13 protein-coding genes are annotated in these 21,067 nt (G+C 68.6%); all 13 read left to right on the top strand.

Annotation, left to right across the window (positions count from 1 at the left end; translation table 11 throughout):
* Positions 1-8 precede the first annotated feature (8 nt).
* Positions 9-1,259, top strand: a complete 1,251-nt coding sequence (locus ACH34Q_RS37760) for an MCE family protein (protein ID WP_395987974.1) — start codon at positions 9-11, stop codon at positions 1,257-1,259.
* A gap of 8 nt (positions 1,260-1,267) precedes the next feature.
* Positions 1,268-2,659, top strand: a complete 1,392-nt coding sequence (locus tag ACH34Q_RS37765; RefSeq protein WP_395987975.1) for an MCE family protein — start codon at positions 1,268-1,270, stop codon at positions 2,657-2,659.
* Positions 2,656-4,140, top strand: a complete 1,485-nt coding sequence (locus ACH34Q_RS37770; protein WP_395987976.1) for an MCE family protein — start codon at positions 2,656-2,658, stop codon at positions 4,138-4,140. The genes ACH34Q_RS37765 and ACH34Q_RS37770 overlap by 4 nt, the downstream gene beginning before the upstream one ends.
* Positions 4,141-4,156: 16 nt before the next feature.
* Positions 4,157-4,654 carry a hypothetical protein gene (locus ACH34Q_RS37775; RefSeq protein ID WP_395987977.1) on the top strand — a complete coding sequence of 166 codons (498 nt, stop codon included), beginning with the start codon at positions 4,157-4,159 and terminating at the stop codon, positions 4,652-4,654.
* Positions 4,655-4,698: 44 nt separating this feature from the next.
* Positions 4,699-5,865, top strand: a complete 1,167-nt coding sequence (locus ACH34Q_RS37780) for a hypothetical protein (protein ID WP_395987978.1) — start codon at positions 4,699-4,701, stop codon at positions 5,863-5,865.
* 517 nt (positions 5,866-6,382) lie between these two features.
* Positions 6,383-9,850, top strand: coding sequence for a DNA-directed RNA polymerase subunit beta (gene rpoB, locus ACH34Q_RS37785; protein WP_395987979.1), 3,468 nt, complete (start codon positions 6,383-6,385; stop codon positions 9,848-9,850).
* Positions 9,851-9,870: 20 nt separating this feature from the next.
* The gene (locus ACH34Q_RS37790; RefSeq protein ID WP_395987980.1) at positions 9,871-13,746 is read left to right on the top strand and encodes a DNA-directed RNA polymerase subunit beta'; all 3,876 of its coding nucleotides are present in this window, start codon (positions 9,871-9,873) and stop codon (positions 13,744-13,746) included.
* A gap of 382 nt (positions 13,747-14,128) precedes the next feature.
* The gene (locus ACH34Q_RS37795) at positions 14,129-15,814 is read left to right on the top strand and encodes a hypothetical protein (protein ID WP_395987981.1); all 1,686 of its coding nucleotides are present in this window, start codon (positions 14,129-14,131) and stop codon (positions 15,812-15,814) included.
* Positions 15,815-16,351: 537 nt separating this feature from the next.
* A complete protein-coding gene (gene rpsL / locus ACH34Q_RS37800; RefSeq protein ID WP_117398359.1) occupies positions 16,352-16,726 on the top strand; it encodes a 30S ribosomal protein S12 in 375 nt (124 codons plus the stop codon).
* Complete coding sequence (rpsG, locus tag ACH34Q_RS37805) at positions 16,726-17,196, top strand: 30S ribosomal protein S7 (RefSeq protein WP_395987982.1); 471 nt, start codon at positions 16,726-16,728, stop codon at positions 17,194-17,196. Before rpsL ends, rpsG begins: the two co-directional genes overlap by 1 nt.
* Positions 17,197-17,238: 42 nt before the next feature.
* Positions 17,239-19,350 carry an elongation factor G gene (gene fusA / locus ACH34Q_RS37810; protein ID WP_395987983.1) on the top strand — a complete coding sequence of 704 codons (2,112 nt, stop codon included), beginning with the start codon at positions 17,239-17,241 and terminating at the stop codon, positions 19,348-19,350.
* A 94-nt stretch (positions 19,351-19,444) separates the two neighbouring features.
* The gene (gene tuf, locus ACH34Q_RS37815) at positions 19,445-20,638 is read left to right on the top strand and encodes an elongation factor Tu (protein ID WP_395987984.1); all 1,194 of its coding nucleotides are present in this window, start codon (positions 19,445-19,447) and stop codon (positions 20,636-20,638) included.
* A 106-nt stretch (positions 20,639-20,744) separates the two neighbouring features.
* Positions 20,745-21,053 (top strand): 30S ribosomal protein S10, encoded by a 309-nt coding sequence (gene rpsJ / locus ACH34Q_RS37820; protein WP_018657599.1) that lies wholly within the window; start codon positions 20,745-20,747, stop codon positions 21,051-21,053.
* The last annotated feature ends 14 nt before the right edge of the window (positions 21,054-21,067 follow it).

The raw sequence follows: 21,067 nt of genomic DNA on the forward strand, positions 1-21,067 counted from the left end.
AGGTCATCGTGCGTAACTCAGCAATGGTCCTCCGCCTCGGCGGCGCGATCCTCGCGGTCGCGCTGCTCGTGGCCGCGCTCATGCTGCTCCTGCGGGAGCCCGAGCACAACCGCATGACGGCGTACTTCAGCAAGACCGTCGGCCTCTACGCCGGCGCGGACGTCCGCATCCTCGGGATCCCGGTCGGCCAGGTCACCAAGGTGACGCCGGTCGGCGGCGCGGTCCGGGTCGAGCTGGAGTACGAGGCCAAGTACAAGGTGCCGGCGAACGCCCAGGCGGTGATCATCAACCAGACCCTGGTCGCCGACCGCTACATCCAGCTCACCCCCGTCTACAAGGGCGGCGCGGCGATGCGCGACGGCCAGACCCTGGCGCTCAACCGCACCGCGGTGCCGGTCGAGGTGGACGAGGTCGGCGCCGGCCTGAACGACCTGAGCAAGGCCCTCGGGCCCGAGGGCGCCAACGCCGAGGGCTCGCTGTCGCGGCTGCTCCAGGTCGGCGCGGACACCCTGCAGGGCCAGGGCACCGACATCCGGCACACGATCGCCGACACGTCCAAGATGCTCAGCACGCTGAGCGCCGACCGCGGCGACGTGGCCAAGACGATCGAGAACCTGCGCGTCATCACCGACACGATGAAGGCCAACGACCAGCAGATCCGGCAGTTCACCGGCCATCTCAACGGGGTGTCCGGGCAGCTGGCGGGGGAGAAGGAGGAGCTGAGCGCCGCGCTCAACACGCTCGCTCCCACGCTGCGCAACGTGCAGAAGTTCATCAAGGACAACCGGGGGCAGCTGTCGGACAACGTCCGCCAGTTGGCGCAGATCACCGGGATCCTGGTGAAGGAGAAGGACGCCTTCGCCGAGGCGCTGTCGACGGCGCCGCTGGGCGTCAACAACCTGGCGCGCGCGTACGACCCGATCAGCGGCACCATCCACAACCGGGCCGACCTGCGCCAGTTCCACGACCTGGCCGACTGGATCTGCTCGCTGGCCTACTCGGTGGGGACCCCGGCCAAGCAGTGCCTGGACTTCGTCACCCCGTACAACGGGATCGGCAAGGCGCTGACCGGGTTGAGCCTGGACCTGTCCTGGATCACCGCGCTGACCACGCACTACGACCCGAGGCCGATCCCGCCCGACGCTTACGGGCCCGGCGGCAAGAACGGCGACGGGGCCGGCAAGACGCAGACCGGGCAGGCCGGGACGCGGTCCAAGCCCGGCGACATCCGTGCGCTACTGCCCGGAGGTGGCGAATGAGGCTCCCCGTGAACCGGCCCGTGGTGAACAAGCCCGTGCTGGACAAGCCCGTGAACAAGCCCGTCGCCAAGCGGCAGGGGGTGGGGCGGCTCGGGCTGTTCGGGATCGCCGCGCTGGCCGGTGTGACGGCGCTGTCGGGCTGCTCGTTCCACGGGATCGACTCGCTCCCGCTGCCGGGCGGCGCCGACCTCGGCGACGACGCCAAGACCGTCCAGGTCGAGTTCTCCAACGTGCTCGACCTGGTGCCGCAGTCGATGGTCAAGGTCAACGACGTCTCGGTCGGCAAGGTGGACAAGATCGAGCTGGCCGGCAGCAGGCCCGGCCCGAACGGCTCCAAGAGCGGCTGGCACGCCCTGGTCACCCTCAAGGTCCGCGGCGACACCAAGCTGCCCGACAACGCCGTCGCCACCATCGGGCAGACCAGCCTGCTGGGCGAGAAGTTCGTGGCGCTGTCCAACCCGCCCACCGAGCGTCCCCAGGGCGAGCTGGCCAGCGGCGATCTGATCCCGCTGGCCCGGACGACCCGCAGCACCGAGATCGAAGAGGTGCTGTCGGCGATGTCGATGCTGCTCAACGGCGGCGGCATCGAGCAGATCTCCACCATCACCCGCGAGCTCAACACGGCGATGAACGGCCGTACCTCGACGATCAAGTCGGTGCTGCACCGGGTCGACACGTTCGTCGGCACGCTGGACCGCAACCGCGGTGAGATCACCCGCGCGCTCGACAGCATCGACCGGCTGACCGGCAAACTGTCGGCCGAGCGCGAGACGATCGCCGACACCATCGACAAGACCGGCCCGGCGCTGGCGGTCCTGAACCGCAACCGGGCCGACCTGACCAAGATGCTCAAGGCGCTGGACCGGCTGAGCCGCACCACCACCGGCGTGATCGACAAGTCCCAGGCCGACCTGGTGGCCAACCTCAAGGACCTGGACGTCATCCTGCGCAACCTCAACAAGGCCGGCACCGATCTGCCCAAGGCCCTGGAGGGGCTGCTGACCTGGCCGTTCCCGGCGACGTTCGACAACGTCATCAAGGGCGACTACGGCAACGTGCACCTCACCCTCGACCTGGACTTCGAGAGCATCGCGCAGAACCTGTTCGGCGGCACCGAGCTCGAAGGCCTCCTGGGCAGCGGCCAGAAGATGCGCAGCATGCTCACCGTCCCGAACGTGACGCTGCCGCAGACGCCACTGGGCGTGCTGCCGGAGATGCCCGGCGGAGGCAACGGCGGGCTGCCGGGCCTGCCCGGCGCGGGCGGCGCACCGGGCGTCGGCACCCAGAACGGCACGGGAACCCCGACCGGGACGCCGTCGCCGAGCGGGAGCCCCAAGCCCCGTTCGCTCGGCCCCGGCCAGAACGATCTCCAGACGCTGATGACGGGGGGCCTGTCGTGATCCTCAAGCGCGGCGTCAAGTTCCAGCTGGTCGCGTTCCTGATCATCACGATCCTGGGCGTGACGATCATTTCGGTCAACTACATCGGCCTGGGCCGCAACCTGCTGGGCCGCGAGTACGTGGCCTACGTGGACCTGAGCGACTCCGGCGGCGTGTTCACCAACGCCGAGGTCACCTACCGCGGCGTCGCGGTGGGCCGGGTCGGCCCGATCCAGCTCACCAAGGACGGGATCAAGGTCGAACTGCAGCTCGACCGGGGCAAGCGGATCCCGCGCGAGGGCACCTCGGCCGTGGTCGCCAACCGTTCCGCGGTCGGCGAGCAGTACATCGACCTGCAGCCCAGCAAGGCCGACGGCCCGTTCCTGGACGAGGGCGACCCGTACACGATCCCGCGCCGGCTCACCAAGCTGCCGGTGTCCACCGCCGAGCTGCTGCGCAACGTCGACAAGCTGGTCTCGTCGGTGAACCCGCAGCACCTGGGCACCATCGTGGACGAGCTGGACAAGGCGTTCTCGGGCTCGGCCTCGGACCTGCAGGCCATCCTGGACGACACCGACCGGCTGATCCAGACGTTCGACGAGGCCTACCCCGACACCAAGCGGCTGCTGGACAACAGCGCGACCGTACTGAACACCCAGCGGCAGCAGGGCGCCCACATCCGGGGCTTCGCGCGCAACCTGAACGAGCTGACCACCCAGCTGCGCCGCGACGACCCGGCGCTGCGCGGCGTCATCGACGCGACGCCCGGCGCGGTCGACCAGGCCGACAAGACCATCGACGCGCTGGAGCCCACGCTCCCGGTGCTGCTGGCCAACCTGACCACCACGGGGCAGATCATCGCCTCCCGCAAGGCCGGGCTGCGCTCGCTGTTCATCCTGTACCCGCTCACCGTGGGCGGCGCGTTCACCGTGACCCCCGGCGACGGCACCCAGCACCTGGGCCTGGCGCTCAACATCGACTCGCCCGCGCCCTGCACCAAGGGGTACGAGAAGGTCGAGAAGCGCTGGCCGCAGTTCACCGGGGACAAGAAGCCGCGCCTGGACGCCGGGTGCACCGACCCCAAGGACTCGGGCAAGGCCGTACGCGGCTCCCGGAACTTCCCCAAGGACGCGATCGTGCCGCCGCCGGCGGTGCCGCCGGGCGCGACCGACGGCGCCGGATTCCCCGAGGGCGGCGCGTACGGCGACACCAAGGGCAAGGACGCCAAGGGCGAGGACAAGGACCGTACGGGCGCCCAGGGCACCGGCGACCCGGGCAAGACCACGGCGCTGTCAGGGCAGCCGGCAACGCTGCAGGCCGGCAGCAGTTTGTACATCCCCTTCCCGTCCAAATCGGTGGAACTCGCCGGGTACGATCCGTCGACCGGAGTGGTCTACGGCCCGGACGGCAAGCGCTACCAGATGGGCGCCACCGGAAGCCAGCAGCGTCTGCTGGGAGACGCTTCCTGGAAGATGCTCCTACTCGACCCGCTGATGCGGTGAAGGGAACGGCGCGAAAGTGAACTCTGAGGCGAAGACCCGCGGCCGTTACGGCGTGTGGGCGCTGGGCGCCGTGATCGTCGCCCTGGCCATCGCCGCGGGGCTGCTGGGTTACCAGATCCTCAAGGCCCAGCGGGACGAGGACCGGCGGGCCGCCGCGCTGCAGTCGGCCAAGCAGACGGCGATCAACATGCAGACGCTCGACCACAAGAACCTGCAGAAGGACATCGACCGGGTCACCGGCGGGCTGACCGGCAGCGCCAAGGACCAGTGGGCCACCACGGCCAAGACGCTCAGCGAGACGGTCGGCAAGACCAAGACCGCCTCGTCCGTCCAGACGGCGCGCGCGGGCGTGGTGTCGATGGACCGCGACTCCGCCGAGGTCATCGTGTGGGTCTCGGCGATCTCGACCAATGCGAAGGTGCCGCAGGGCATGCCGTTGTCGGGTCGCTGGCTGTTCGAGCTGACCAAGGACGGCGACCGCTGGCTCGTTTCCAACATTGGGATGGTTCCGTGACGTTTCTCGGACGAGGAAAGGGTTCCGCGAAGGAACGTTCCGCCGTGGCCAAGGCCGAGGGCAAGGCCGGCAAGGACGCCGTGACCGAGGCCCCGCCGGCCGAGCCGAACGGCACGGCCGCCGGGCGGCGGGCCGCCGAGGCCAAGGAGAAGGCCCGCAGGGCCGCCGAGCTGGCGGAGCTCGCCGAGCAGGCCGCCAAGGAGGCCGCCGAGGCCGCCGCCGCCGTGGACGCGGACGAGCCCGAGGTGGACGATCCCGCGGCCGACGAACCTGAGGCCGACGAGCCCGACACGGCTGAGGCCGACACCGACACGGCCGAGATCGACTCGGACGACACGGACGCGGCCGACACAGACGACGCGGACACGGACGACACGGACACGGACGAGCCGGACGCGGATGCGACGGACGTAGCGAAGCTGGACGCCGAGAAGGCGGACGCCACCGGATCCGACGTGACGGACACCGTCGAGGACGAGCTCAAGACCGCGGACCCTGACGCCGGTGAAGAGGCGGCCGACGAAAAGGCGGAGGGCGAGGCGGAGGACGACGAGACGGCGGTCGTCTCCTCGTCCGCCAAGCCTTCCTTGGTCAAGACCAAGGAGAGCGACTCCGGCGAGGACGAGGCTTCGGACGAGGCCGACTCCGCCGAGGACACGAAGAAGGCGTCCGGCGGGCGCGGAAAGGCCCGCCGGCGGATCCGGATCCCGGCTTCCGGTGACGGGTCCCGCAAGATCGTTGTGCTGAGCCTGGTGGCCGTCCTGGGGGCGGTCGGTGTCGGCTGGCTGTTCATGAAGAGCCAGGAGATGGGCGCGACGCGGACCGCCTCGAAGCAGGCGGCCTACGCGGCGACGCAGGCGGCCCAGAGCATCTCGTCGTACGACTACCGGACCGTCGACTCCGACATGCGCAAGGCCACCGAGTACGCCACGGGCGGCTTCCGCAAGGACTTCGAGGCGCAGGCCGAGCGGGTCCGCACGCTGGCGCCGCAGCAGCAGGCGATGGTCACGAGCACGGCCGTGAAGACGGCGGTCGAGGACATCTCGCCCGACTCCGGAACGGTCCTGGTCTTCCTCAACCAGCAGACCGTCAAGGCCTCGCAGACCGACAAGGCGGGGCAGCCCCAGCGGCTGCCGAGCCAGTTCACGCTGCGGATGTCGATGACCAAGGTGGGCGACCGCTGGCTGGCGTCCAAGGTCGAGGTGCTCTGAGCCGTACCGGCGGCGCCGAAGGCGTACCGGAGGCACCGAACGACGTGGTCGGGGCGGCCACCCCGAGTTAGCGGGGGTGGCCGCCCCGGTGTTTTGGGCTCAGGAGGCTCCAGGAGGGTCTCAGGCGGCCTGGGAGGGCTCCCGGGCGCCTGGTCCGCCAGGCGCGCGGAGAGGCGCTCTCAGCGAGAATCCGCGCTTCTACCGGCGGGTAGCCGGGGGGATCCTAAACTATGGCCTTCCTCACTGCAGGTCAGAGCCCGAAAAGTCCAAGTCCGCTCTTGACTCGACGGCGTTGAGGGGCGATGCTCCATGGCAACTGTGATGCATACTGCGGCGGTAGAGTTGCGAGCGGTGTGGTTCTTGGCTACACTGCCCCTTTGCGCTGCCCTCTGACTATCCACGTGTGAGTGCACCCCTGTCCTGCCCCTTTGCGGGCCCATCCGGGACGGGATCTCGCACCTGGATCGTCTGGCGTGCGTGTCGTCAGTTACGCCGCGAGCCCTCGGAAGGACCACTCTTGGCAGCCTCGCGCAACGCCTCGAATACCGCAACCGGTCCGGACCGCGTCTCCTTCGCGCGCATCAAGGAGCCGCTCGAAGTTCCGGACCTCCTTGCGCTGCAGACCGACTCTTTTGACTGGCTGCTCGGCAACCAGAGGTGGAAGGCCCGGGTCGAGGCGGCCCAGAAGGCCGGAAGCAAGAGCGTCCCGACCCAGTCGGGCCTCGAAGAGATCTTTGAAGAGATCAGTCCCATCGAGGACTTCTCCGGGACCATGTCCCTGTCGTTCCGGGATCACCGGTTCGAGCCGCCCAAGTACTCCGTCGAGGAGTGCAAAGACAAGGACATGACCTTCTCCGCCCCGATGTTCGTCACGGCGGAGTTCATCAACAACACCACCGGTGAGATCAAGAGCCAGACGGTGTTCATGGGCGATTTCCCGCTCATGACCCCGAAGGGCACCTTCATCATCAACGGCACCGAGCGGGTCGTCGTCTCCCAGCTCGTCCGGTCGCCTGGTGTCTACTTCGACCGCGCCCTCGACAAGGCGTCGGACAAGGACATCTACGGCTGCAAGGTCATCCCGAGCCGCGGCGCCTGGCTCGAGTTCGAGATCGACAAGCGTGACAACGTCGGTGTCCGCATCGACCGCAAGCGCAAGCAGCCGGTCACCGTGCTGCTCAAGGCCCTCGGCTGGACCGAGGACCGGATCCGCGAGCGGTTCGGCAGCTACGAGTCGATCAACGTCACCCTGGAGAAGGACCACACCACCGGCCAGGACGACGCGCTGCTCGACATCTACCGCAAGCTGCGCCCGGGCGAGCCGCCGACCAAGGAGTCGGCGCAGACCCTGCTGGAGAACCTCTACTTCAACCCCAAGCGGTACGACCTCGCCAAGGTCGGGCGCTACAAGGTGAACAAGAAGCTCGGTCTCGACCTGGACATGAACCAGGGCACGATGACCGAGGACGACGTGGTCGCCACCATCGAGTACCTGGTGCGCCTGCACGCCGGCGAGGACGAGGCCACGCTGGGCGCCGTCTCGGTGCCGATCGAGGTCGATGACATCGACCACTTCGGCAACCGGCGGCTGCGCACGGTCGGCGAGCTGATCCAGAACCAGGTCCGGCTGGGCCTGGCCCGGATGGAGCGCGTGGTCCGCGAGCGGATGACCACCCAGGACGTCGAGGCGATCACGCCGCAGACCCTGATCAACATCCGCCCGGTCGTCGCCTCCATAAAGGAGTTCTTCGGCACCAGCCAGCTCTCGCAGTTCATGCAGCAGAGCAACCCGCTGGACGGCCTGACGCACAAGCGGCGGCTGTCGGCGCTGGGCCCGGGCGGCCTGTCGCGTGAGCGGGCGGGCATGGAGGTCCGTGACGTCCACCCCTCGCACTACGGCCGGATGTGCCCGATCGAGACCCCGGAAGGCCCGAACATCGGCCTGATCGGCTCGCTCGCGGCGTTCGGGCGGGTCAACCCGTTCGGGTTCGTCGAGACCCCGTACCGCAAGGTCATCGACGGCGTGGTCAGCGACCAGATCGACTACCTCACCGCCGACGAGGAGGACCGCTTCATCATCGCCCAGGCCAACTCCGGCCTGGCCGAGGACGGATCGTTCTCCGAGACGCGGGTGCTGATCCGCAAGAAGGGCGGCGAGGTCGAGCTGGTGCCGCCGGGCGAGGTCCAGTACATGGACGTCTCCGCGCGCCAGATGACCTCGGTCGCGACCGCGATGATCCCGTTCCTGGAGCACGACGACGCCAACCGGGCGCTGATGGGCTCCAACATGCAGCGCCAGTCGGTCCCGCTGCTGCGCAGCGAGGCTCCGCTGGTGGGCACCGGCATGGAGTACCGTGCCGCGGTCGACGCCGGCGACGTGATCATCGCCGACAAGGCCGGCGTGGTGGAGGAGGTCTCGGCCGACTACATCACCGTCATGAACGACGACGGCACCCGCACCACCTACCGGGTCGTCAAGTTCAAGCGGTCCAACCAGGGCACCTCCTACAACCAGAAGCCCATCGTGGACGAGGGGCAGCGGGTCGAGGCGGGCCAGGTCATGGCCGACGGGCCGTGCACCGACCAGGGCGAGATGGCGCTCGGCAAGAACCTGCTCGTGGCGTTCATGCCATGGGAAGGGCACAACTACGAGGACGCCATCATCCTCAGCCAGCGCCTGGTGCAGGACGACGTCCTCTCCTCGATCCACATCGAGGAGCACGAGGTCGACGCCCGCGACACCAAGCTGGGCCCCGAGGAGATCACCCGGGACATCCCGAACGTCTCCGAGGAGGTGCTGGCCGACCTCGACGAGCGCGGCATCATCCGGATCGGCGCCGACGTCGTTCCGGGCGACATCCTGGTCGGCAAGGTCACGCCCAAGGGCGAGACCGAGCTGACCCCCGAGGAGCGGCTGCTGCGCGCGATCTTCGGTGAGAAGGCGCGCGAGGTCCGCGACACCTCGCTGAAGGTGCCGCACGGCGAGCAGGGCAAGATCATCGGCGTCCGGGTGTTCTCCCGCGACGACGGTGACGAGCTGCCGCCCGGCGTGAACGAGCTCGTCCGGGTGTACGTCGCCCAGAAGCGCAAGATCACCGACGGCGACAAGCTGGCCGGCCGGCACGGCAACAAGGGCGTCATCTCCAAGGTGCTGCCGGTCGAGGACATGCCGTTCCTCGAGGACGGCACCGCGGTCGACATCGTGCTCAACCCGCTGGGCGTGCCCGGCCGGATGAACGTCGGCCAGGTCCTGGAGACCCACCTCGGGTGGGTGGCCAGCCGCGGCTGGAAGATCGAGGGCGACGACGCCGAGTGGAAGAAGGACCTGCGGGCGATCGGGGCCGAAGAGGCCGGACCGTGGACCAAGACCGCGACTCCGGTGTTCGACGGCGCGCGTGAGAACGACGTCATCGGCCTGGTCTCCAGCACCCTGCCCAACCGCGATGGGGAGCGCCTGGTCGACCCCACCGGTAAGGCCCGGCTGTTCGACGGCCGTACCGGGGAGCCGTACAGCGACCCGATCTCGGTCGGCTACATCTACATCCTGAAGCTGCTCCACCTGGTCGACGACAAGATCCACGCTCGTTCGACCGGCCCGTACTCCATGATCACGCAGCAGCCCCTGGGCGGTAAGGCCCAGTTCGGCGGCCAGCGGTTCGGCGAGATGGAGGTCTGGGCCCTTGAGGCGTACGGCGCGGCCTACGCGCTGCAGGAGCTGCTGACCATCAAGTCCGACGACGTTCTCGGCCGGGTGAAGGTCTACGAGGCCATCGTCAAGGGCGAGAACATCCCCGAGCCCGGCATTCCCGAGTCCTTCAAGGTGCTCATCAAGGAAATGCAGTCGCTCTGCCTCAATGTCGAGGTCCTGTCGAGCGATGGCATGTCCATCGAGATGCGCGACACCGACGAGGACGTCTTCCGGGCGGCGGAGGAGCTCGGCATCGACCTGTCCCGGCGTGAGCCGAGCAGTGTCGAAGAGGTCTGATCAACTCAAGGGGAAAACAGTTGCTTGACGTCAACTTCTTCGACGAGCTTCGCATCGGTCTGGCGACCGCCGACGATATCCGCCAGTGGTCGCACGGCGAGGTGAAGAAGCCGGAGACGATCAACTACCGGACCCTCAAGCCGGAGAAGGACGGGCTCTTCTGCGAGAAGATCTTCGGTCCGACCCGGGACTGGGAGTGCTACTGCGGTAAGTACAAGCGGGTCCGCTTCAAGGGCATCATCTGCGAGCGCTGCGGCGTCGAGGTGACCCGTGCCAAGGTGCGGCGTGAGCGGATGGGCCACATCGAGCTGGCCGCTCCGGTCACCCACATCTGGTACTTCAAGGGCGTGCCCAGCCGGCTGGGCTACCTCCTGGACCTGGCCCCGAAGGATCTCGAGAAGATCATCTACTTCGCGGCGTACATGATCACCAACGTGGACCTGGAGCGGCGCGACCGCGACCTGCCCACGCTGGAGGCGCACATCTCGGTGGAGCGCCAGCAGATCGAGCAGGCCCGCGACGCACAGGTCGAGGCCCGCCAGCAGAAGCTGGAGGGCGACCTGTCGGAGCTGGAGGAGGCCGGGGCCAAGGCCGACCAGAAGCGCAAGGTGCGCGACGGCGCCGAGCGGGAGATGAAGCAGCTGCGCGACCGCGCGCAGCGCGAGATCGACCGCCTCGACGAGGTCTGGAGCCGCTTCAAGGGTCTCAAGGTCCAGGACCTCGAGGGCGACGAGCTGCTCTACCGCGAGATGCGCGACCGGTTCGGCAAGTACTTCGAGGGCGGCATGGGCGCCGCGGCCATCCAGGCCCGGCTGCAGAACTTCGACCTCGAGGCCGAGGCCGAGAAGCTGCGCGACATCATCCGTACCGGCAAGGGCCAGAAGAAGGCCCGCGCCCTCAAGCGGCTGAAGGTCGTCTCGGCGTTCCTGAACACCCGCAACAGCCCGCTGGGCATGGTGCTCGACTGCATCCCGGTGATCCCGCCGGACCTGCGTCCGATGGTGCAGCTGGACGGTGGCCGGTTCGCCACCTCCGACCTGAACGACCTGTACCGCCGCGTGATCAACCGGAACAACCGGCTCAAGCGCCTGCTCGACCTGGGCGCGCCCGAGATCATCGTCAACAACGAGAAGCGGATGCTGCAGGAGGCCGTCGACGCGCTGTTCGACAACGGCCGCCGCGGCCGCCCGGTCACCGGGCCGGGCAACCGTCCGCTCAAGTCGCTGTCGGACATGCTCAAGGGCAAGCAGGGCCGGTTCCGGCAGAACCTGCTCGGCAAGCGCGTCGACTACTCGGGCCGTTCGGTCATCGTGGTCGGCCCGCAGCTGAAGCTGCACCAGTGCGGTCTGCCCAAGCAGATGGCGCTGGAGCTGTTCAAGCCGTTCGTGATGAAGCGGCTGGTCGACCTCAACCACGCGCAGAACATCAAGAGCGCCAAGCGCATGGTCGAGCGTGCCCGCCCTGTGGTGTGGGACGTGCTCGAAGAGGTCATCACCGAGCACCCGGTGCTGCTCAACCGCGCACCGACCCTGCACCGCCTGGGCATCCAGGCCTTCGAGCCGCAGCTGGTCGAGGGCAAGGCCATCCAGATCCACCCGCTGGTCTGCACCGCCTTCAACGCCGACTTCGACGGCGACCAGATGGCGGTCCACCTTCCGCTGTCCGCGGAGGCGCAGGCCGAGGCCCGGATCCTGATGCTGTCCACGAACAACATCCTGAAGCCGTCGGACGGCAAGCCCGTCACCATGCCCACCCAGGACATGGTGATCGGCCTCTACTGGCTGACGACCGAGAAGGAGAAGGGGCCGGGCGAGGGCCGCGCGTTCGGCTCGGTCGCCGAGGCGATCATGGCCTACGACCGGGACGAGCTGGACCTGCAGGCCATGGTCCAGATCCGGTTCAAGGACGTCCCGCCGCCGCGCGGCTGGCAGGCGCCCGAGGGCTACGAGCCCGGCCAGCCGTACCGGCTGGAGACCACGCTGGGCAGGGCGCTGTTCAACGAGACGCTGCCCGCCGACTTCCCGTTCGTGAACTACGAGGTCGGCAAGAAGCAGCTCTCGGTGATCGTCAACGAGCTGGCCGAGACCTACCCCAAGGTCGAGGTGGCCAACGCGCTGGACGCCCTCAAGAGCACCGGTTTCCACTGGGCCACCCGGTCCGGGGTCACCATCTCGATCGAGGACGTCATCGTGCCGCCCAACAAGGCGGCGATCCTCAGCGAGTACGAGAAGCAGGCCGACAAGGTCCAGCGCGAGTTCAACCGCGGTCTGATCACCGATGACGAGCGCAAGCAGGAGCTCATCGAGATCTGGAACAAGGCCACGGCCGAGGTCGCGGTGGACATGGAGAAGGCCTTCCCCCGGACCAACCCGGTCTGGATGATGGTCAACTCCGGTGCCCGCGGCAACCCGCTGCAGATCCGGCAGATCGCCGGCATGCGCGGGCTGGTCTCCAACCCCAAGGGCGAGACCATCCCGCGGCCGATCAAGTCCTCGTTCCGCGAGGGCCTGTCGGTGGTCGAGTACTTCATCTCGACCCACGGCGCCCGCAAGGGCCTGGCCGACACCGCGCTGCGTACCGCCGACTCGGGTTACCTGACCCGGCGCCTGGTGGACGTCGCGCAGGACGTCATCGTCCGCGAGGAGGACTGCGGCACCGACCGCACCATCCCCTTCCGGGTGGCCGACAAGCTGGCCGACGGCACGCTGGTCAAGCCGACCACGTCCGAGACCAGCCTGGTCGGGCGCACCATCGCGGAGGAGGTCGTGGTCGACGGGACGGTCATCTTCCCGGGCGACACCGACCTGTCCGACGTCGTGGTGTCCCGCCTGGTCGAGGCCGGGGTCGAGGAGGTCCGGACCCGCAGCGCGCTGGTCTGCGAGGCCAAGATCGGTGTCTGCGCCGCCTGCTACGGCCGCTCGCTGGCCACCGGCAAGCGGGTGGACGTCGGTGAGGCCGTCGGCATCATCGCCGCGCAGTCCATCGGCGAGCCCGGCACCCAGCTGACCATGCGGACGTTCCACACCGGTGGTGTTTCTCACGGTGGTGACATCACGCACGGTCTGCCGCGTGTCCAGGAGCTGTTCGAGGCCCGCGTCCCCAAGGGCGTGGCACCGATCAGCGAGGTCGCCGGCCGGGTCAAGATCGACGAGACGGAGAAGACCCGCAAGGTCGTCGTCGTCCCGGACGACGGCTCGGACGAGATCCCCTACCAGGTCCCGATGCGGTCCCGGCTGCTGGTCAAGGAGGGCGAGCGCGTCGCGGTGGGCCAGCAGCTCATCGCGGGTGCGATCAACCCGCACGAGGTGCTGCGCATCCTCGGCCCGCGCGCCGTCCAGCTGCACCTGGTCCACGAGGTCCAGGAGGTCTACCGGTCGCAGGGCGTGTCGATCCACGACAAGCACATCGAGATCATCGTCCGCCAGATGCTCAAGCGGGTGAACATCCTCGAGTCGGGTGACACCGATCTGCTGCCGGGCGACCTGGTCGAGCGGCCGCACTTCGAGTCGCGCAACCGCAACGTGGTCGCCGACGGAGGGGTGCCGGCCGCGGGCCGTCCCGTCCTGATGGGGATCACCAAGGCCTCGCTGGCGACCGAGTCGTGGCTGTCGGCGGCGTCCTTCCAGGAGACCACCCGGGTGCTCACCGAGGCTGCGATGCACGCCAAGAGCGACCCGCTGCTGGGCCTCAAGGAGAACGTCATCATCGGCAAGCTCATCCCGGCCGGTACCGGCATGCCGCAGTACCGCAACGTCCGGGTCGAGCCCACCGAGGAGGCCAAGGCGGCGGTCTACTCCGTCGGGTCCTACGACGACGGCGCCGAGTACGCCTTCGGGCAGGGCTCCGGCGAGGCCGTCCCGCTGGAGGAGTACGACTTCGGTCAGTACAACCGCTGATCCCGTCGCCGCCGCCTGATCGGGCGGCGGCACAGGGCAAGGCACACGCATGACCGAAAGGCCCCCGCCGGTACGCCGGCGGGGGCCTTTCGGCTGCCTGCGGCCCGTTCCGGTGGTCACACCGGCCGCTCACCGCCCCCGGTCACTCCTGGGTCACGGTGATGTGGACGGGTCGCGCGATGACTCGTGTGGGCAGATGATTTGCGATACCCCCGGCGATCGGGGCAGGCTTGGGGACGAAAGTCCCCAGCGTGGCGACCTCGCCACCCGGGGAAAGGGCATGAGCCCTGGAGACCGCGTTATGCGCCGCGGGTCTCCGGGCGTACGGGCACTGGCCTGGGAGTAAGAACACCCAGGACAACGGCGCTGAAGGAGCCCGACGATGACCGAGCAAGACGGCACGCAGGGCCCACAGTGGCCGTTGCCTGACGACAAGGAGACCCCTGCCGCGGAGCAGGGGTCGCAGCCGGACCAGAACGAGCCGCCCGCGCGGCCGCTGGGTGACCGCACGGTGGTCTTCGGGGCGCCCCAGCTGGGCGGCCAGGCCGGCGGCGGGCAGCCACCGTCCCCGCAGCAGCCCCCGCCGCCCTCCCAGCAGCAGGGGCCGCCTCAGCAGCCGCAGCAGGGATACGAGCAGCAGGGGTACGAGCAGCAGGGCCAGCCCGGGTACGGGCAGGGGTACGAGCAGCAAGGCCAGCCCGGGTACGGGCAGGACGAGCGTCCCTCACCGCCGGCCCCGCCGCCGACGATGATCGAGCCGATCCCGGTGCAGCAGCCCGGGCAGCAGCCCGAGGCACCGCAGCAGCCGTACGGGGCTCCGCAGGAGCCGCAGCAGCAGTACGGCCAGCAGCCTCCGGCGCCCGGCATCTACGACCCGCCCGCCTCCGGCGGATACGGGCAGCAGCAGCCGCAGCAGGGATACGGCCAGCCGCAGGACTTCAGCCAGGACTACGGCCAGCAGGGCCAGCAGGGCCAGCAGGGCCAGCAGGGCCAGCAGCAGGAGTTCGGCCAGCAGGGCCCGCCGCAGGCGCAGTACGGCCAGCAGCCGTTCGAGCAGCAGGCACCGTACGGCCAGCCCCCGCAGCACGCTCAGCAGCCGCAGGAGCCGCAGCAGGGCTTCGGCCCGCCGCCCGCCGCTCCGGGCTTCGAGCAGCCCCAGCAGCCGCCGGCCGAGACCGAGTCGGCCGCCGACCGGACGCTGATCGTTCCGGGGCCGGGCAGCGGCGTCCCCAGCGCGGAGCCGCCCAGGCCCGTCGTGGACGACCAGGCCACGCTGCACTGGTCGCCGGGCACCGACATCCCCGTCGCGACCGGTCCCGAGCGCAAGCACGGCGAGTCCCCGGCCGAGCCGTGGCAGGCGGGCGGTCCTGACCAGGGGCAGTCCGACAACGAGCGCACGATGATGGTGCCCCCGCCCGACTCCGGGTTCGGCGCACCCGCGCCGGCACCGGAGTCGTACGGTCAGGAGCCGCAGCGGTACGGCGCTCCGGCACCGGCCCCGCAGCAGGGGGAGGACGCCCAGTCGACGCAGGCGTTCGACGCCTCGTCGCACCAGGGCCAGGTGGGCGGTGACGCTCCGGCCAACCCCGACCAGACCCGGATGGACATGGGGCGGCAGCAGTGGGGCGCGCCGGAGGGCCAGCAGCCGCAGCAGGGGTACGGCCAGCAGCAGGACTTCGGCCAGCAGGGCCAGCAGTTCGGCCAGCAGGGCCAGCAGGGCCAGCAGGACTACGGCCAGCAGGGGCAGCAGCAGGCGTACGGCCAGCAGCAGGGTTACGGCCAGCAGCAGTTCGGCCAGCCGGGTGAGCAGCAGCCGCAGCAGTACGGTCAGCAGCCCCAGCAGTTCGGCCAGCAGGGTCAGCAGGGCCAGCAGGACTACGGCCAGCAGGGCCAGCAGGGGCAGCAGCAGTACGGGCAGCAGCAGTACGGCGGGCAGGCCGCCGGCCAGCCCGGCAGCCACCGGGGCAAGCCGGCCAAGGGCGGCAGCAAGAACCTGATGCTGATCATCGCCGGGGTGGTCGCCCTGATAGTGATCATCGCGGTGATCCTCTTCGGCTTCGTCCTCTAGCGACGGAGCCGGCCCGGCGGCCGGGGCGGGGAAGATCTAAGATTCGGTCAGATCTTCCCCATCCGGTGGCCGCCGGGTCACAATGCCGGTGTGCCGTCCGGCCGCGCGGCGGGAACTCCCGCTCGCGGCGGGCCGTTACGCCGGAGGGAGAACGGATCCGGACGGCGTATCGATCTTGCGCCGGAGGGCCCCGGCACGATAGTGCGCCGCTCACTTTGCACTTTGGCGCGCGGCTGGGTAATCTCTTTCTTCGTGCCCGCTCTATGCGGGCCACTCTGCGTGCGCGCGAGCCTGGAGCCATCTTTGATGGCGGCTTCGCGTCGCGGCAAAAACTCCCCGGCTTGATTCGGCCCTTCTGGGCCGGGCGGTGGTGTGCGGCTCTTCATGAGAGTGCGACACGCCCGACCGCGTGGGTCGGAGAGGTCGGGAAACCGGCAGGTCACAGCCGCGCAAGCGGTGGTGATGACGGGTCTCGTGCACTACGGGATTCATCCAGAGAAGACTTACCGGCTCGGTACGAGGGAAGACGGAGACGCGGTGCCCACGATCCAGCAGCTGGTCCGCAAGGGCCGCCAGGACAAGGTGACCAAGAACAAGACGCCTGCGCTCAAGGGCAGCCCCCAGCGCCGGGGTGTCTGCACGCGCGTCTACACGACGACGCCTAAGAAGCCGAACTCCGCGCTTCGCAAGGTCGCGCGTGTCCGGCTGTCGAGCGGGATCGAGGTCACGGCCTACATCCCCGGCGTCGGGCACAACCTGCAGGAGCACTCGATCGTGCTCGTGCGGGGCGGCCGGGTGAAGGACCTCCCGGGTGTCCGGTACAAGATCATTCGCGGCACGCTGGACACCCAGGGCGTTCGGAACCGCAAGCAGGGGCGCAGCCACTACGGCGCTAAGAAGGAGAAGAGCTAATGCCGCGTAAGGGCCCCGCTGGCAAGCGCCAGCTGATCGCTGACCCGGTGTACAACTCGCCGCTGGTCACCGCGCTTGTCAACAAGATTCTTCTGGACGGCAAGCGGTCCATCGCGCAGAACATCGTGTACGACGCTCTCGAGGGTGCCCGCGAGAAGACCGGCAACGACCCGGTCGTCACGCTCAAGCGCGCGCTCGACAACGTCAAGCCGACCCTGGAGGTCCGCAGCCGCCGTGTCGGTGGCGCGACCTACCAGGTCCCGGTGGAGGTGCGGCCCTCCCGCAGCACCACTCTCGCGCTCCGCTGGCTGGTGGTGTTCGCCCGCCAGCGCCGCGAGAAGACCATGACCGAGCGCCTCATGAACGAGCTGCTCGACGCCAGCAACGGGCTGGGCGCCGCGGTGAAGAAGCGTGAGGACACGCACAAGATGGCGGAGTCCAACAAGGCCTTCGCCCACTACCGCTGGTAGCCCCGGCGGGTAACGACGACGACGAGACGACGCGAGGACACAGTGGCTACCAAAACCGGTGTAGACCTGGCCAAGGTCCGCAACATCGGGATCATGGCCCATATCGACGCAGGCAAGACCACGACGACTGAGCGGATCCTGTACTACACGGGGATCAGCTACAAGATCGGCGAGGTTCACGACGGCGCCGCGACCATGGACTGGATGGAGCAGGAGCAGGAGCGGGGCATCACCATCACCTCCGCTGCCACCACCTGCGAGTGGCCCGTGGCCGACGTCAAGCACACGATCAACATCATCGACACCCCCGGGCACGTCGACTTCACCGTCGAGGTGGAGCGCAACCTGCGGGTGCTCGATGGCGCGGTCGCGGTGTTCGATGGTGTCGCCGGTGTGGAGCCCCAGTCGGAGACCGTGTGGCGCCAGGCCGACCGGTACGGCGTGCCGCGGATGTGCTTCGTCAACAAGCTCGACCGGGTCGGCGCGGAGTTCCACCGCTGCGTCGACATGATCGAGAACCGGCTCAGCGCGACCCCGCTGGTCCTGCAGCTGCCGATCGGTGCCGAGTCCGACTTCAAGGGCGTCATCGACCTGGTGACGATGCAGGCGCTCATCTGGAACGAAGAGGCCAAGCTCGGCGAGATGTACGACACCGTCGACATCCCCGAGTCGCACGCCGACGCGGCCCGCGAGTGGCACGACAAGCTGGTCGAGACGCTCGCCGAGAACGACGACGAGACCATGGAGCTGTACCTCGAGGGCACCGAGCCCACCGTGGAGCAGCTCTACGCCGGCATCCGCCGCGCCACCATCGCGGCCGCGCTGACTCCGGTCACCTGCGGTACCGCGTTCAAGAACAAGGGCGTGCAGCCGCTGCTGGACGCGATCGTCCGCTACCTGCCCTCCCCGATGGACGTCGAGGCCATCGAGGGCCACGCCGTCCGCGACGAGGACAAGGCGCTGACCCGCAGGCCGAGCGAGGACGAGCCGTTCTCCGCCCTGGCCTTCAAGATCGCCAGCGACCCGCACCTGGGCAAGCTGACCTTCCTGCGGATCTACTCCGGCGTGCTGGAGTCCGGCACGCAGGTCCTGAACTCCGTCAAGGAGCGCAAGGAGCGGATCGGCAAGATCTACCGGATGCACGCCAACAAGCGCACCGAGATCGAGCGCGCGGGCGCCGGCGACATCATCGCGGTGATGGGGCTCAAGCAGACCACCACCGGTGAGACGCTGGCCGACGACAAGGACCCGATCGTCCTGGAGTCGATGAACTTCCCGGCGCCGGTGATCCACGTCGCGATCGAGCCGAAGACCAAGGCCGACCAGCAGAAGCTGGGCACCGCGATCCAGCGGCTGGCCGAGGAGGACCCGTCCTTCACGGTTCGGACCGAGGAGGACACGGGCCAGACCGTGATCTCCGGGATGGGCGAGCTCCACCTGGAGATCCTGGTCGACCGGATGAAGCGCGAGTTCAAGGTCGAGGCGAACGTCGGCAAGCCGCAGGTGGCGTACCGCGAGACGATCACCAAGAAGGTCGAGAAGGTCGAGTACACCCACAAGAAGCAGACGGGTGGCTCGGGCCAGTTCGGCCGCGTGATCATCGACCTGGAGCCGATCGGCGGCGGGTCCGACGGTTACGAGTTCGTCAACAAGGTCACCGGTGGCCGCATCCCGCGGGAGTACATCCCGTCGGTGGACACCGGATGCCAGGAGGCCGCCGAGTTCGGCGTGCTGGCCAGCTACCCGATGGTGGGCGTCAAGGTCACCCTGCGGGACGGCGCCTACCACGAGGTTGACTCCTCGGAGATGGCGTTCAAGGTCGCCGGTTCCATGGCGTTCAAGGAGGCCGCCCGCAGGGCGGGCGCCACGCTGCTGGAGCCGATGATGGCGGTCGAGGTCACCACGCCCGAAGAGAACATGGGCGATGTCATCGGTGACCTCAACAGCCGGCGCGGTCAGGTCCAGTCGATGGACGAGCGTTCGGGGATGCGGGTCGTCAAGGCCCTCGTGCCCCTTTCGGAGATGTTCGGCTACGTGGGTGATCTGCGCAGCAAGACCCAGGGCCGGGCTGTTTTCACCATGCAGTTCGACTCCTACGCCGAGGTTCCCGGGAACGTCGCACAGGAGATCATCGCCAAGGCCCGGGGCGAGTAGGCGAACAGCCAGTCCCGGGGCCAGCCCCAGATCACCATGCCAGCACACGAAGCGGCCGGGTAGCCGGCCGAGGATCGCAACAAGGAGCAACCCAGTGGCGAAGGCCAAGTTCGAGCGGACCAAGCCGCACGTGAACATCGGCACCATCGGTCACATCGACCACGGTAAGACCACCCTTACCGCGGCGATCACCAAGGTGCTGCACGACAAGTACCCGGACCTCAACCCCTTCACGCCCTTCGAGGACATCGACAAGGCACCGGAGGAGCGCGAGCGCGGTATCACCATCTCGATCGCGCACGTCGAGTACCAGACCGCCGCGCGGCACTACGCGCACGTGGACTGCCCGGGTCACGCGGACTACATCAAGAACATGATCACCGGTGCCGCGCAGATGGACGGCGCGATCCTGGTCGTGGCCGCCACCGACGGCCCGATGCCGCAGACCAAGGAGCACGTGCTCCTGGCCCGCCAGGTCGGCGTTCCCTACATCGTCGTCGCGCTGAACAAGTGCGACATGGTGGACGACGAGGAGATCCTGGAGCTCGTCGAGCTCGAGGTCCGCGAGCTGCTGTCGGAGTACGAGTTCCCGGGCGACGACCTGCCGGTCGTGCGCGTGTCCGCGTTCCAGGCGCTGCAGGGCGACGAGAAGTGGGCCGCGTCGATCGTCGAGCTCATGGACGCCGTCGACGGCAACGTGCCGCAGCCCGAGCGCGACATCGAGAAGCCCTTCCTGATGCCGGTCGAGGACGTCTTCTCGATCACCGGCCGCGGCACCGTGGTGACCGGCCGGATCGAGCGTGGCGTGATCAACGTCAACGAGGAAGTCGACATCATCGGCATCCAGGAGAAGTCGACCAAGACCACGGTCACCGGCGTCGAGATGTTCCGCAAGCTGCTCGACCGCGGCGAGGCGGGCGACAACGTCGGCCTGCTGCTGCGCGGCATCAAGCGCGAGGACGTCGAGCGCGGGCAGTGCATCATCAAGCCGGGGACCAACACCCCGCACACCGCGTTCGAGGGCCAGGTCTACATCCTGTCCAAGGACGAGGGCGGGCGGCACACGCCGTTCTTCAACAACTACCGCCCGCAGTTCTACTTCCGTACCACCGACGTGACCGGTGTGGTGACCCTCCCCGAGGGCACCGAGATGGTCATGCCGGGCGACAACACCGAAATGAGCGTTGAGCTGATCCAGCCCATCGCCATGGAGGAGGGCCTGAAGTTCGCCATCCGCGAGGGTGGCCGGACCGTGGGCGCCGGTCGCGTCACCAAGATCACCAAGTAGCACCCCTCGTCGATAGGGCGGCCCGACCCCCCTCGGGCGGGCGGGCCGCCGTATCGCGAACGACGAAGTAACCAGCGGCACTACAGCAAAGGACACCGAGGCCACCATGGCGGGACAGAAGATCCGCATCCGGCTCAAGGCCTACGACCACGAGGTCATCGACACCTCCGCGAAGAAGATCGTTGAGACGGTGACGCGGACGGGCGCCAAGGTCGCGGGCCCGGTGCCGCTGCCGACCGAGAAGAACGTGTACTGCGTCATCCGCTCGCCGCACAAGTACAAGGACTCGCGCGAGCACTTCGAGATGCGCACGCACAAGCGGCTGATCGACATCATCGACCCCACGCCCAAGACGGTCGACTCGCTGATGCGGCTCGACCTACCGGCCGGCGTGGACATCGAGATCAAGCTCTAGCTCTAAGGGACGCA

Source organism: Actinomadura sp. 9N407 (assembly GCF_044326315.1).
GTDB lineage: Bacteria > Actinomycetota > Actinomycetes > Streptosporangiales > Streptosporangiaceae > Spirillospora.

Bases quoted from the DNA above. Each gene is read 5' to 3' on its own strand.
- ACH34Q_RS37795 (WP_395987981.1), top strand. From the start codon at position 14,129: ATGACCGAGCAAGACGGCACGCAGGGCCCACAGTGGCCGTTGCCTGAC.
- rpsG (WP_395987982.1), top strand. From the start codon at position 16,726: ATGCCGCGTAAGGGCCCCGCTGGCAAGCGCCAGCTGATCGCTGACCCG.
- rpsJ (WP_018657599.1), top strand. From the start codon at position 20,745: ATGGCGGGACAGAAGATCCGCATCCGGCTCAAGGCCTACGACCACGAG.